General features: G+C 37.6%; 13 protein-coding genes. 3 read left to right on the plus strand and 10 right to left on the minus strand.

The window, feature by feature from the left end:
* Window positions 1-40: 40 nt before the first annotated feature.
* Window positions 41-1,345 carry a nicotinate phosphoribosyltransferase gene (pncB, locus tag ACFILT_RS04800; RefSeq protein ID WP_375678818.1) on the plus strand — a complete coding sequence of 435 codons (1,305 nt, stop codon included), beginning with the start codon at window positions 41-43 and terminating at the stop codon, window positions 1,343-1,345.
* A 1,465-nt stretch (window positions 1,346-2,810) separates the two neighbouring features.
* Here the strand turns inward: pncB and ACFILT_RS04805 are convergent.
* The 10 genes from ACFILT_RS04805 to nth form a co-directional block, all read right to left on the minus strand.
* Complete coding sequence (locus tag ACFILT_RS04805; RefSeq protein ID WP_375678817.1) at window positions 2,811-3,197, minus strand: YbaN family protein; 387 nt, start codon at window positions 3,195-3,197, stop codon at window positions 2,811-2,813.
* Between the two features lie 408 nt (window positions 3,198-3,605).
* Entirely contained in the window at window positions 3,606-4,511 is a 906-nt protein-coding gene (locus tag ACFILT_RS04810; RefSeq protein WP_375678816.1) for a metal ABC transporter permease, read from the minus strand.
* A complete protein-coding gene (locus tag ACFILT_RS04815) occupies window positions 4,508-5,374 on the minus strand; it encodes a metal ABC transporter permease (RefSeq protein WP_375611406.1) in 867 nt (288 codons plus the stop codon). Before ACFILT_RS04815 ends, ACFILT_RS04810 begins: the two co-directional genes overlap by 4 nt.
* Window positions 5,371-6,201, minus strand: a complete 831-nt coding sequence (locus ACFILT_RS04820) for a manganese/iron ABC transporter ATP-binding protein (RefSeq protein WP_273790252.1) — start codon at window positions 6,199-6,201, stop codon at window positions 5,371-5,373. The genes ACFILT_RS04815 and ACFILT_RS04820 overlap by 4 nt, the downstream gene beginning before the upstream one ends.
* Entirely contained in the window at window positions 6,198-7,106 is a 909-nt protein-coding gene (locus tag ACFILT_RS04825) for a metal ABC transporter substrate-binding protein (protein ID WP_375611408.1), read from the minus strand. The genes ACFILT_RS04820 and ACFILT_RS04825 overlap by 4 nt, the downstream gene beginning before the upstream one ends.
* Before the next feature lie 290 nt (window positions 7,107-7,396).
* A complete protein-coding gene (gene pheT / locus ACFILT_RS04830; RefSeq protein WP_375679677.1) occupies window positions 7,397-9,811 on the minus strand; it encodes a phenylalanine--tRNA ligase subunit beta in 2,415 nt (804 codons plus the stop codon).
* A 32-nt stretch (window positions 9,812-9,843) separates the two neighbouring features.
* Window positions 9,844-10,926, minus strand: a complete 1,083-nt coding sequence (pheS, locus tag ACFILT_RS04835) for a phenylalanine--tRNA ligase subunit alpha (RefSeq protein WP_375679678.1) — start codon at window positions 10,924-10,926, stop codon at window positions 9,844-9,846.
* Window positions 10,927-11,020: 94 nt separating this feature from the next.
* Window positions 11,021-11,422: a 50S ribosomal protein L20 gene (rplT, locus tag ACFILT_RS04840; protein WP_375678813.1), complete on the minus strand. Its 402-nt coding sequence runs from the start codon at window positions 11,420-11,422 to the stop codon at window positions 11,021-11,023.
* A 33-nt stretch (window positions 11,423-11,455) separates the two neighbouring features.
* Window positions 11,456-11,659 (minus strand): 50S ribosomal protein L35, encoded by a 204-nt coding sequence (rpmI, locus tag ACFILT_RS04845; protein WP_183193590.1) that lies wholly within the window; start codon window positions 11,657-11,659, stop codon window positions 11,456-11,458.
* Between the two features lie 155 nt (window positions 11,660-11,814).
* Window positions 11,815-12,555, minus strand: a complete 741-nt coding sequence (gene nth, locus ACFILT_RS04850) for an endonuclease III (protein WP_375678812.1) — start codon at window positions 12,553-12,555, stop codon at window positions 11,815-11,817.
* Window positions 12,556-12,675: 120 nt separating this feature from the next.
* On the opposite strand from nth, the gene ACFILT_RS04855 reads away from it, so the two are divergent.
* Together ACFILT_RS04855 and ACFILT_RS04860 are read left to right on the plus strand one after the other, a co-directional pair.
* Window positions 12,676-13,107, plus strand: coding sequence for an Hsp20 family protein (locus tag ACFILT_RS04855; protein ID WP_375612819.1), 432 nt, complete (start codon window positions 12,676-12,678; stop codon window positions 13,105-13,107).
* A gap of 26 nt (window positions 13,108-13,133) precedes the next feature.
* Window positions 13,134-13,385, plus strand: coding sequence for a DUF1150 domain-containing protein (locus ACFILT_RS04860; RefSeq protein WP_012754519.1), 252 nt, complete (start codon window positions 13,134-13,136; stop codon window positions 13,383-13,385).
* Window positions 13,386-13,494: the final 109 nt, after the last annotated feature.

Here is a 13,494-nt window from a genome sequence, read left to right on the forward strand (position 1 = left end):
CATAATATTTTAGATTTTATGAAAATGAAAGAAAAAGGTTATGAATCATCCGGATATTGCTAGACGTGTTTACAATCACACTTGGAAACTTGATCCCATTATTCGGTCACTTCTTGATACGGATTTTTATAAGCTTCTAATGGTGCAGATGATTTGGGGGTTATATCCTAATGTTAATGTTACTTTTTCCCTCATAAATCGCTCTAAAACAATACGTCTTGTCGATGATATTGATGAGAGTGAATTGCGTGCCCAACTTGATCATGCTCTTAGTTTGCGCTTTACAAAAAAAGAAATGATTTGGCTTGCTGGTAATACATTTTATGGACGCAAACAAATTTTTGAACCGGATTTTCTTCAGTGGCTTGAGAATTTTCAACTTCCAGAATATGAACTCACCCGCAAAGATGGCCAATATATCCTTCATTTTCATGGACCCTGGGCCCATAGTTCCATGTGGGAAATTCCTGCCCTTGCTATTATTAGTGAATTACGTTCACGTGCTGCTCTCAAAAAACTGGATCGTTTTGCTCTTGATGTACTTTATGCGCGTGCTAAAGCAAAAATGTGGAGTAAAGTTGAACGTCTCAAAAAATTGCCTGATATTAAAATATCTGACTTTGGGACAAGGCGTCGCCATTCTTTTTTATGGCAGCGCTGGTGTGTGGAAGCATTAAAAGAAGGCATTGGTCATTCTTTTACTGGAACTTCTAATGTTCTTCTTGCCATGGATACGGATTTAGAAGCTCTTGGAACCAATGCACACGAATTGCCTATGGTTATTGCGGCTCTCAGCAACAATGATGATGAATTACGCAGAGCTCCGTATCAAGTCTTGCAAGATTGGAATCGTTATTATGGTGGAAATCTTCTCATTGTATTACCTGATACCTTTGGTACAGAAGAATTTTTACGCAATGCACCAGATTGGGTCGCTGATTGGACGGGTTTCAGACCCGATAGTGCGCCCCCTATTGAAGGTGGTGAACGTATTATTCAATGGTGGAAAGAAAAAGGAAAAGATCCACGCAAAAAACTTTTAATTTTTTCTGATGCTCTTGATGTCAATACAATTGAAAAAACCTATCATCATTTCCATGGTAAAGTGCGCATGAGTTTTGGATGGGGCACGGATCTTACCAATGATTTTACAGGCTGTGCACCTCAGGAAATCGAAACTCTTGATGCTCTTTCCCTTGTTTGTAAGGTGACCTATGCCAATGGTCAACCAGCCGTAAAACTTTCAGATAATCCTGAAAAAACGATCGGTGATTCAAAAGAAGTACAACGTTATCTCAATTTTTTTGGTAATAAAAAGCGAATTGCTAGACCTATAAAGACATAGTTTCCGGTTCTTTAAAACAAGTATATTGATCCATCATATTGTTTATAAGATTGATTTTTGTCCTACCCTAAGGACGAGGATTCTTAACCTTTGCTGGTCTGTAAACAGTTCGGCTGTTTTTGAGCAGATTCTACTTGGCCTACCACGCATACGCTTCACTTACATAAGGCGCGATAGATAAGACTTAAAAATATTTACGACGCATTAAAAAAATACTTAACGTGCCAAGGAAGTTTAGCCAAGGAGATTTTCTCATTTTAACCCTGTTAAATCAAGCACACTCATCTCCTTGCATGTATGAAGGTTTTCAAGTTCTAAGGGTTATTGTTGTAGTTTGACAGTAGGTTTTATACTAAGTGGGAAGAGGTTGGATTAAGTAGGAATACGTGGTAATTTGTTGTTTTTATGTACAATTTTGACCATTCAATGCGCGTTTTATCAAAATAGATTTTGACACCTAAAATTACAAAAATTACCGAAAATCAGAAAAAAGTGCGTTTCCATAAGTAAAAATGAGAAAAGGCTTTCAAAACCCTTTGAGAACATCTTTAAACTCTTTGAAAAAAATAAATTGGTACAAAATCTAGTGTCAAAATATACAAAACCAGATGACAAGCTATAATTGTAGCATTAGGAATTACTAAGGCAACATTGGAGGATGACAAATAGCATGGTGACTATTGGTGTGCATTTTGAAAGGCAAGGATGATGGTGCTCAAATAGATTTTATACATGTTACAGGAGATTTTACTTTATCCATGTATAGTCTGCTATTATGAAATGAGTAAAGCGTTGAGAAATGTTTCATTAAAAATAAATGTGTAAATAACATGATTTTGGAGACCTTTTGTTTTACGTGAGGGGCATGACTTCATTAAAAAACAGAGAATGCAATAATATTTTTATTTCGAATAAGCTTTATACAAAGACAGAGAAATTATTTATTCGCATATTATAATAAGAATGCGTGTATATATAAAACCATTTGAAAAACTCTGTTGTTTCTTATGAATTATTCTTAAGTTAATAACAGATGTAACATTAAAGATTGATATAATAGACCGGCTTCTTAACTGTATAAGTATAAAAATGATGGTGTTTAGTAAGCTTTGTATTATATCCTCATTAAGAGATATGAAAATAAACGAAATGTCTTTTAGAAAGAAATGACTATCATATCAATGACTTTTTAATGATGTATATGTAGAGATTCATACAAACATGCTTTACAAAAATAATGACTCTCTTCCATGAATGTGATTTATCATTGTTTACCAAGTGAGAACATTTTGAGTGTTCATAAAAATTATTTCACAAACATATTATTAATTAATTGCGTTCAAAAAGCTTGCTATTTCATATGCATTTTGGAAATGGAGAGCTTATATTCAAAACTTAAAAGTTCTCATAGTTTTTACAAATAAGTTGAAGCTAAAAAGAGTATCCCATAAAGCCTTTTTTATCATTAGGAAGATGGACGTGTTATAATATAAATGGCAATCAGCAATAATATAACCGCAACAAGTAAAGAAATCCACAAAGGAGGGTGTAGCATTACAAAAAAGGATAAAAATCCTCCTGTCATACTCATCATTGCAAAAACTTTAACGAATGGAGAGATTGCTTTTTTTTCTTCCCATCGCTTAATAGGGGGACCAAAAATACGATGATTATTCAACCATTGATGAAAACGTGGAGAAGAACGCGTAAAACACCATGAGGCAACCAATAAAAAAGGCACAGTTGGCATAATAGGTAATACGACACCGATAATACCTAATATAACCATCGCCCACCCTGCTATATAATAGCAGATACGTAAAGGGTGCGATATCTTCAAATCTTTTTTCATTTTCTCGTACTATTTTCCTCTACGCAAAACCCTATACAAAAACATTGTATCTGTTTTTTTCTGTTTACATGTCTGAGTGTACAATTACGCTCTATCCCTTCATGCGTAAGTGTCTTTGCTGTTATAAGTTCCTTGAAAATACCGAATAGCTTACACAATATTATAATCATTTTAAATGATTTCAAGAAAAGAGGAGAGATTTTAGAAAAACAAAAAAATAAAAAGGCTGCAGAAGAAATCAATGCAGCCTCTTAATTAAGAATGCAGTGTTGGGGGGGAGAAAATTTACTGCATTCACCTGCTAGATATTAGGAGGAAAAATAATCTAGCACCCCGGACTCTAATTAAAATAAAAATGAGAAACAATATATAAAAATGCATGGCTGATATGCATGAATTTTAACACTTTCAAGTCTCTTGAACTGTGTTTCGACGAAAGAAAATCATCATGAAAATAGCCATAAAAATCAACGTCAAGATCAACACAATTGTGGAAGCAGAATCAGAGCCGATAAATAAGCTGAGATAAATCCCTAAAAAACCAGAAAAAGCTGCAACAAGTATCGCGATCATTAACATAAAAGAAAACCGCTTTGTGACAAGATAGGCAATTGCTCCTGGTGCTATCAGTAAAGAAATAACGAGTACGATACCTACAGCTTTCAAAGCCGCAACAATTGTAAGAGAAATCATCGTTAGCAGGGTATAGTGGAGTAGAGATATTGGTAACCCCATTGCACGTCCTTGAACTGTGTCAAAAATATACAGCATAAAGTCGCGCCATTTTGCTGCTAAAATAAAAGTGACAACAGCAGAAATGATTGCCGTCTGCGTTATATCAAGCCAGTTAACACCCAAGAGATTACCAAATAGAATATGATTCAAATCTAAGCTACTATAAATAGACGTGGCTAAAACAAGCCCCAAACCAAACATTGAAGAAAAGACCACACCCATCACCGTGTCCTGTTTGATACGGCTATTGCTCCCTAAAAAACCCGTTAATAGTGCACACACCATTCCTGCAACAAAAGCACCGCAAGTAATCAAAGTCATTGTAATATTCTCTGGACGTATATGCTGAAACCAAGCAAATGGCAAAGAAGTTAAAAATGCGATTACCCATGGTGTTGTCATATAACCAACAACAACACCTGGAAAAACTGCATGAGAAATGGCATCGCCTAACAGCGCCCATCCTTTCAAAATAAGAAAACAGGAAAGCATCGCCATGGGAATAGAAAGAATCATGACAATAAGCATACCCTTAAGCATAAAAGAAAACTGAAACGGAAGCAGTAATTGATCAATCATGATAATATTACACCCTTTTTTGCCGCATTTATGCGTAAGCGCGCAGCAATAAACCCATGTTTAGGAGCAAAAATAAAAGCCAAAACAAATAAAGATGCTTGAAAAAGCACTACAACCCCCCCCGTTTGTGCATTCAAAAAATAACTCACATAAACACCCAAGACACTTGTGAAGGTTCCAATTACAACTGCAATAACCAAGATGTTTACGAAACGATCACTTAAAAGATAGGCCGTTGCCCCAGGTGTCACAACAAGACAAATGACTAAGAACGCTCCAACGGTTTGCATCGCAGCAACGGTACAAGCGGCAAGCAATGTGAAAAAGAGAATCTTTAAAAATTTTACGTTTAATCCAATGGCATGCGCATGCGTTTCATCAAATAATGAAACAAGAAGATCTTTCCATTTCAAAAGCAATATAAGCAACGAAACAAAGCCGATAAAAGCCAATTGTAGAATATCTGTTGAACTCACTGCTAAAATATTTCCCAAAACAATCGTATCAATATTAACAGCCATTGGTTTTAATGATTTGAGAAACAACCCAAAGGCAAAAAAGGAAGAAAAAATGAGCCCAATAATGGTATCTTCTTTAAGCTTTGTCCGGTGGTTAAAAAAGAGCATTGCTGCTGCTGCAAGACCACCAGAAAAAAAAGCGCCGAGTGAAAAAGGTAACCCTAAAAGGTAAGCTCCTGCTACACCAGGAACAATCGAATGGGAAAGTGCATCACCAATCAATGACCAACCTTTTAACATCAAAAAAGCTGAAAGAAAGGCACAAACACACCCAACTAACCCAGAAACCCACATTGCATTCACCATATATTGATAGCTCAGTGGCTCAAGCAACCAAGAAATCATGCAACGTGCTCCACTCTTTCAATATCTTCACAAACGGCAGACTGCTTTCTTCCCATGAAAACATCATTTTTTTTTGTGGTTTGAAGATCAAAAATATGGTGATGCAAAGACCCACCAAAAGTTTTCTCCAGATTTTCCTTTGTAAAGATTTTTTCTGTTAACCCAGAAGCTAAAACAGTACCTTTTATTAAAACTGTATGATCACAAAATTCGCGAACAGAACCCAAATTGTGAGTTGAAACCAAGATCACTGCTCCTTCTTTACGGAGATCTTGTAACAAAGCAATGATTTTATCTTCTGTTGTAACGTCAACCCCTGTAAACGGCTCATCTAATAAAATAGCTTTTGCTTTCTGTGCAAGAGCGCGCGCTAGGAAAACACGCTTTTTCTGTCCACCAGAAAGTTCTCCAATTTGGCGCTTGGCAAAAGCCAACATATCAACGCGTTCTAAGGCAATACGAACGGCTTCATAATCTTGTGTACGGGCATAGCGAAAGAAATTCATATGACCGTACCGCCCCATCAATACAACATCTTCAACCAAGACAGGAAAATTCCAATCAACATCTTCACTTTGAGGAACATAAGCAATAAGATTTTTTTTCAAAGCTATATCAACGGGCAAATCAAACATACGAATTTTTCCCTTTGAGGGGCGTACAAACCCCATAATCGCTTTAAATAACGTTGACTTACCGGATCCATTAACACCAACCAATGCCGTAATAGAACCCTTTGGACTTTCAAAATTCACTTCGCGTAAAGCTGTATGTCCATTACGATATGTTACCGTTACTCCTTGGGCAAAAATTCCACATTCCGTCATTGGTTTTTTACTCCCTCTACTAAAGCATTGCTAATACGCCCACTCGTGACACGTAATAAATCAATATAAGTGGGTACCTCACCATTTTTCTCACTTAAAGAATCAACATAAAGAACACCACCGTATTTAGCTCCTGTTTCTCTGGCAACCTGCTTAGCAGGCGCAGGGGAAATAGTGCTTTCAGAAAAAACTGCATGAATATTGTATTTGCGAACCATATCAATAACATGCTTGACCTGCTGTGGTGTTCCTTGTTGGTCAGCATTGATGGGCCATAAATAAAGTTCTTTTAGATCAAAATCACGCGCCAAATAGCTAAAAGCCCCCTCACTGGTTACAAGCCAACGTTTATCTTGCGGTACAGCTTCTAATTCAGCCCTAATTGGATCAATCGTTGCACGAATTTTCTGTTTATAAATTTCAGCATTCTGTTTATAAATTTCAGCATGTTCAGGATCATATTTTACAAAAGCATCGCGAATATTATCAACGTAAATCAAAGCAGAGGTCGGTGACATCCACGCATGAGGATTGGGTTTACCGCTAAAGGGGCCCTCACCAATTTTAATGGGTACAATACCTTTTGAAACAACAACACTTGGAACATCCTTGATATTTTGAAAAAACTTTTCAAACCAAAGCTCTAACTCTAAACCATTCCACAATACAAGGTTAGCTCCCTGAGCACGCATAAGATCGCGTGGGGTGGGTTGGTATTCATGAATTTCCGCACCTGGTTTTGTAATGGATTCAACATCAGCGGCATCACCTGCTACATTGCGTGCCATATCAGCAATGATAGTGAATGTCGTAACAGCTTTAAATTTACCAGCACACAAAGCAAAATTGGGTGTAAAAAAAATAACACTTCCAAAAACTATGGTGAAAAACGTTCTTACGTTCATTGATTCTCTCTTTTCTTTATATGCCTTCTTTTTATTGCAAATAATTTGCATTATCATTTAGCAATAGCAGTTATCTTTTACATTTGCAATGAAGGATTAAGAGAAAAAATAACTTTTCAAGATGTTTAAAAACAGTTTTTTCATATTGAAAAAACTGATGATTTAAGCAGCTTGTTTTGGTAATAAAATCCCCTTTCAAGAAGCTCTATAGCTCTTGAGTGCTAAACAAAAAGGGAGTACTCAAACAAGCTCCCACTTCATGTAAAATATCTCATAAAAAATGAGAATATTCAGTAGCGTAAATATGCACCTGTCATTTTGGTAACATTATCCACGATCTTTGAGGCAAGCTTTTCTAAATCTTCATCTGTTAGAGTCCGTTCTATGGGCTGAATAGTTACTTCAATTGCAACAGATTTTTTATCTTCACCAAAGCTTAAATCTTCAAAAATATCAAAAACCTGCACTGAATGAATAAGTTTTTTATCGGCTCCACTTGCCGCCCGAATAATAAGAGAAGAGGCAACAGTTTTATCCGCTATAAAGGCAAAATCACGCCGCACCATTTGAAAAGGTGAGAGTTTCAAAGGAGGACGGCTTTTGGTCGTTTTTTTCTTTGATTCTGGAATTCGATCTAGAAAAATTTCAAAGCCGCATAAAGGGCCACTGACATCTAACTTTTCTAATGTAGCAGGATGAAAAACACCAAAAAAACCAAGAATAATCTTTGATCCAAGTTTTATGGCACCTGAACGACCAGGATGATACCAATCCGGTGCTCCAACTTCAATCTGCACTTTCCCAACATCCATATCGCATGCTTCTAAAATAGCTAAAGCATCTGCTTTGGCATCAAAAACATCAACGACGGTTGCATTTCCATTCCAAAAACGCCCAGCCCCTTTAAATTGCTCTGTTCCGCGACGAATTCCACTAACAACACGGTGTTGTTTATCAGGGGTGTCGCCCTCATAAATACTTGAAACTTCAAACAAAGCAAGATCGGAAAAACCACGATCAGCATTTCTTTGTGCCGCCATAATCAAGCCAGGTAAAAGGGAAGGACGCATCATTGACATATCAGCAGCAATAGGATTAACTAATTTAAGCTCTTCTTGACCTCCTCCAAAAGCAAGAGCTTGATTTTCAGAAATAAAAGACCATGTCACCGCTTCTTTCATACCACGTTGCACTAGAGCCAAACGTGTAGCACGTGAACGAATTTGTGCGCATGTTAAAATTTGATCTTTTCCTTCTGCAAAGTTTTCCAAAGGAATAGGTTTAATTTTATCTAACCCATAAATTCTCATAACCTCTTCCACCAAATCGGCTTTACCCATAATATCAGGGCGCCATGATGGTACTTTTACCGTAACGACTTCTCCTTTTCCTTCAACAAAAAATCCAAGTTTTGTTAAAATAGAGATGACTTTTTCAGGTTCTATTTCCAAATTTGTTAAACGTTTAATTTCAGAAAAAGGAAAAGCGATCTGTTTGATTTCTTGTTGCTGATAGCCAACGATCCTCTTTTTAGATACTTCACCACCACAAAGACGTAAGACCAATTCTGTTGCAATCTCAAGTCCTGTGTCTATAAAAGCCGGATCAACACCTCGTTCAAATCGATAACGTGCATCACTGATAAGACCTAATGCTCTTCCTGTTTGTGCAATGCTTCGCGCATCCCAAAGCGCCGATTCAATAATAACGCGATGTGTTGTTTCATCACAACTCGTTCTTTCTCCGCCCATGATACCGGCAATCGAAACAACCCCCTCGTCGTCTGCAATGACACAATTCTTAGGGCCCAGATGATAGATTTTTCCGTTCAGTGCTTGAAGCTGCTCTCCTTCACGCGCGCAACGTACACACAAATTACCTTTAATTTTATCTGCATCAAAAACATGGAGTGGACGACCAAGGTCAAAACTGATGTAATTGGTCATATCAACAAGCGCATTAATCGGTCTCAGACCAATTGCATTCAAACGCTGTTGCATCCACTGTGGTGATGCACCATTTTGAACATTGCGCACTTCACGCCAAGCAAAACCTAAACATAATGATGAATCTTGCGAAAAATCTAATGAAACATCGAGAGGTGTTTCAAAGGAAGGATCAAATTTTGACAGGGATAATTCTTTTAATTTTCCCATTCCAGCGGCAGCAAGATCACGTGCAATACCACGAACACCTGTGCAATCGGAACGATTAGGGGTCAAACCAATATCAATAACCGGATCATCTAAACCAGCATAAGCTGCAAATGAACCTCCAATAGGACTATCTTCTGGAAGTTCAATAATCCCATCATGCTCATTTGATAATTCAAGCTCCGCTTGTGAACACATCATCCCAAAACTTTCAACACCTCGGATTTTTCCTACAGATAATGTTACATCAAGTCCTGGAATATAAGTGCCTGGTAGTGCCAGAACACCAACAAGACCTGCGCGTGCATTTGGTGCTCCACAGACAACTTGAACAGGTGTGGAAGTCCCTGTATCGACTGATAAAATTTGAAGTTTATCTGCATCAGGATGCTTTATTGCTGTTAAAACTTTTGCAATCACAAAACCTTTTAAAGAAGATCGATCATCAACGTAATCAACCTCAAGACCTATAGCGGTTAATTTTTCACAAATTTCATTCAAAGATGCATTTGTTTCTAAGTGATCTTTTAACCAGGACAATGTAAACTTCATTTTAAAACCTCACATGAAAGCGATGACTAAGATCACACATTTCTATTAGGAAAAAAAGCAGGCATATCAAAGCAACGAAAGCCATAATGGTCTAACCAACGCAGATCAGCATCAAAAAAAGCCCGCAAATCAGGCGTACCGTATTTCAACATGGTAATACGATCAATGCCCATGCCCCATGCAAAACCTTGATATTCATCTGGATCTAAACCAACATTTTTCAACACTTGGGGATGCACCATTCCGCATCCTAAAATTTCCAACCAATCCTGTCCTTCTCCGAACTTTACGTCTGAACCAGAACGATCACATTGAATATCTACCTCCATAGATGGTTCGGTAAAAGGGAAAAAAGAGGGACGAAAACGCATTTTTACAGAGGGAACTTCAAAAAATGCTTTACAAAAGGTTTCATGTAGCCACATCATATGGGCTATGGTGGAGGTTTTATCGATGACAAGACCTTCTACCTGATGGAACATGGGAGAATGTGTTGCATCCGAATCCATGCGGTAAGTTTTTCCAGGAATAATGATTCGTATCGGTGCTTTTTGTTTTTCTAGTGTGCGAATTTGTACGGGTGATGTATGGGTTCGCAATAATTTTCGTTCTCCCATTTTATCAACATCAAAAAAGAAGGTATCATGCATTTCACGCGCTGGATGCCCTTCAGGAAAATTCAATGCTGTAAAATTATAATAATCTGTTTCAATATCAGGTCCCTCTGCAAGAGAAAAACCCAACTTTGTATAAATGGCAATAATTTCCTCAATCACTTGTGAAATAGGATGAATGCGTCCCCGTTCTATAGGTGAAGAGCGAACAGGCAAGGTAACATCAACTGTTTCACGAGAAAGACGGGCATCCATTGCCTGTCTTTTCAGAAGATCACGCTTTTGTGCCCATAATTCTAAAATGCGATTTTTTAATCCATTAAGAACTGGTCCAACTTTATGGCGCTCGCCAGCATCCATTTTTCCTAATTCTTTTAATTTTTCAGAGATACTACCTTTTTTACCCAATGCTGCAATACGCACTTCTTCAAGTGCTTGTTCATCACCTGCTGCCTCTAAGGCTAAACAAATTTCTTGTTCCAGACGCTCAATATCATTCATATTTTTGCCTATTTTTTAATAAAGAAAAACCCGCACTCGCAATAGCCAGCACGGGACCTCGAATAAATGAATGCTTTAAGAGAACACGACTGGCTTATTTGACAGCGCCTTCGAAAGCATTAGGTGTCGTATCTTTTAAATATTCTAAAGCTTTTTTTGCCGAATCAACTAAAGCAGAAAATGCTTCTGCCTCATGGATTGCTATATCTGAAAGAACCTTACGATCAACCTCAATACCGGCTTTTGATAAGCCATCAATAAAACGTCCATAAGTTAAACCTTCTGCGCGAACAGCCGCATTAATTCTCTGAATCCACAAAGCACGGAAAGTACGTTTCCTATTTTTGCGATCACGATAAGCGTATTGCTTTGAACGATCAACCGCTGCTTTAGCTGCACGAATGGTATTTTTACGACGACCGTAAAAACCTTCAGCCTGTTTAAGAACTTTTTTGTGCTTAGCGTGTGCTGTCACACCTCTTTTCACACGAGCCATATTATAATCTCCTCAAAATCAAAAGCGTAAGGTTTAAATACCATTCGGCAAATAATGCTGAATGACTTTTTTAGCATCTTGTTCACACAAAACCATTGTTCCACGTGCATCGCGAATAAATTTATTCGAACGCTTAATCATGCCGTGGCGCTTACCGGCAGCTGCTACTTTAATTTTGCCTGACGCAGTGATTTTAAACCGCTTTTTAGCGGATGATTTGGTCTTCATCTTGGGCATTTTGCTACTCCGTACATTAATTTATTCAATCAAACATTTTATTCACTCAAGCGGACCAACGCTTGAACAAGCATTTAAACAGCCACGGCATGCCCTGCCGGGCGGCTCTTAAAGATGTTTTCATAAGCTAGTATACACAAAATAGCAAGACCGTATTACAAAAAAATTGGCGCTCCATTGCCTTGAAGCTCAACCAAAGGTGCTGGAATTGCATTTGTTTTGATGGCTGCTTTACATAAATCGGCAATAATGCATTGCGTACATTGTGGTTTACGGGCTTGACAAATATAGCGACCATGTAAAATCAGCCAATGATGCGCATGGCGAATATAATGAACCGGTATAATCTTTAATAATTTTTTCTCAACAATTTCTGGTGTTTTGCCAGGCGCCAAACCAAGACGATTGCTTAAGCGAAAAATATGTGTATCTACTGCCAATGTAGGCTGACCAAAAGCAACATTCAAGACCACATTAGCCGTTTTGCGCCCCACTCCAGGAAGGGCCATGAGTGCTTCACGCGTATCGGGTACTTGACCGCCATAATAATCAATTAAACAGTTGCAAAGCGCATAAACATTACGTGCTTTTGCACGCCAAAGGCCAATTGAACGGATATGATTTGCTATTTCTTCTTCCCCTAATGCAACCATTTTTTCCGGTTGATCAGCAAGGCAAAATAATTCTTTTGTCGCTTTATTAACGCTTACATCTGTCGCTTGAGCCGAAAGCACAACGGCAACTAAAAGTGTAAAAGTATTTATGTAGTTAAGATCACTCTTAGGTGTTGGGCGTTGCACAGAAAAACGGCGAAATATTTCCGCAATTTCATCTTTATTATACAATATACTAAATAAATTTCGCACCTTTGATAATTTTATGTTACTTTGAGGCATTGAACTCTCTTAAATCTTCTCTCTTGAAGTTATCATTCACGCTCGCCATATGAGAGGAGTGCAGCGAACACTTTTATAGAGTTTGGTCAAGTAAAGCCGTTTTAAAGAGGATACTCATGAATGACACATGTGACGCCTTTCTCCAATCCTTTTCTTTTAGGGTTTGAAACCGTAGAAAAAATATTGCAACGTATCGGTAAAGCTGATGAGGCTTACCCAGCCTATAATATTGAACGTTTGCATAAAAGTGATGATGCAAATCATATCCGGATAACTTTGGCTGTTGCTGGATTTAAGATTAACCATCTTAATATTTTACTCGATGATAATCAATTGGTTATTCATGGTAAACAAACAGACAACCAAAATCATCAATATTTATATCGCGGTATAGCTGCGCGACAATTCCAGCGAACCTTTGTTCTCGCGGAAGGGATGCATGTTACAAATGCAGAGTTGAAAAATGGTCTTTTATCAATTAATCTGTATCAACCAAAATTAAAAAAAGAAATAAAACAGATTCCAATTAAAGTCAGTAGTGGTGAGTCATAAAAGTTAAGGCGTAAAGGAACAGTGAAATGGGAGAACACAAACAAAACTTGTCGTTTCAGAACACATCCTACTCTGATGCGGGACAGATTGCCTATTTAAAAAAAGTTTGTACAGATGATCTGGCTAAAAACTTTCCAGATCTTCCACCGATGACCCCAGGCATTACGATATGGGCTCTCTTTGGTGAAACAGGTTATCCTATCATTTTATCCGATGAGCGTTCTATCGCCCTTGCTGGAGCCAATGAGCATGAACTACAAATTGTAACTCTGCACTAGATTACCTTACGAGAAAAAGCTGTACTCTTTATAAATTCTATCTGTTTTTTCGTAAAGTGTGTAATGTGAGTTATAATTAGATTAAGTATTGATTTATATTCATAATTAA

It is taken from the genome of Bartonella sp. AP7XZML, from assembly GCF_042195745.1.
Classification (GTDB): Bacteria; Pseudomonadota; Alphaproteobacteria; order Rhizobiales; family Rhizobiaceae; genus Bartonella.

What these genes read in the sequence shown, in the direction of transcription:
- ACFILT_RS04820 (WP_273790252.1), bottom strand. Translation starts at nt 6,201, where the DNA reads ATGACGGAATGTGGAATTTTTGCCCAAGGAGTAACGGTAACATATCGT.
- ACFILT_RS04825 (WP_375611408.1), bottom strand. Translation starts at nt 7,106, where the DNA reads ATGAACGTAAGAACGTTTTTCACCATAGTTTTTGGAAGTGTTATTTTT.
- ACFILT_RS04810 (WP_375678816.1), bottom strand. Translation starts at nt 4,511, where the DNA reads ATGATTGATCAATTACTGCTTCCGTTTCAGTTTTCTTTTATGCTTAAG.
- pheS (WP_375679678.1), bottom strand. Translation starts at nt 10,926, where the DNA reads ATGAATGATATTGAGCGTCTGGAACAAGAAATTTGTTTAGCCTTAGAG.
- nth (WP_375678812.1), bottom strand. Translation starts at nt 12,555, where the DNA reads ATGCCTCAAAGTAACATAAAATTATCAAAGGTGCGAAATTTATTTAGT.
- rpmI (WP_183193590.1), bottom strand. Translation starts at nt 11,659, where the DNA reads ATGCCCAAGATGAAGACCAAATCATCCGCTAAAAAGCGGTTTAAAATC.
- ACFILT_RS04855 (WP_375612819.1), top strand. Translation starts at nt 12,676, where the DNA reads ATGACACATGTGACGCCTTTCTCCAATCCTTTTCTTTTAGGGTTTGAA.
- ACFILT_RS04815 (WP_375611406.1), bottom strand. Translation starts at nt 5,374, where the DNA reads ATGATTTCTTGGTTGCTTGAGCCACTGAGCTATCAATATATGGTGAAT.
- ACFILT_RS04860 (WP_012754519.1), top strand. Translation starts at nt 13,134, where the DNA reads ATGGGAGAACACAAACAAAACTTGTCGTTTCAGAACACATCCTACTCT.
- pheT (WP_375679677.1), bottom strand. Translation starts at nt 9,811, where the DNA reads ATGAAGTTTACATTGTCCTGGTTAAAAGATCACTTAGAAACAAATGCA.
- rplT (WP_375678813.1), bottom strand. Translation starts at nt 11,422, where the DNA reads ATGGCTCGTGTGAAAAGAGGTGTGACAGCACACGCTAAGCACAAAAAA.
- pncB (WP_375678818.1), top strand. Translation starts at nt 41, where the DNA reads ATGAATCATCCGGATATTGCTAGACGTGTTTACAATCACACTTGGAAA.
- ACFILT_RS04805 (WP_375678817.1), bottom strand. Translation starts at nt 3,197, where the DNA reads ATGAAAAAAGATTTGAAGATATCGCACCCTTTACGTATCTGCTATTAT.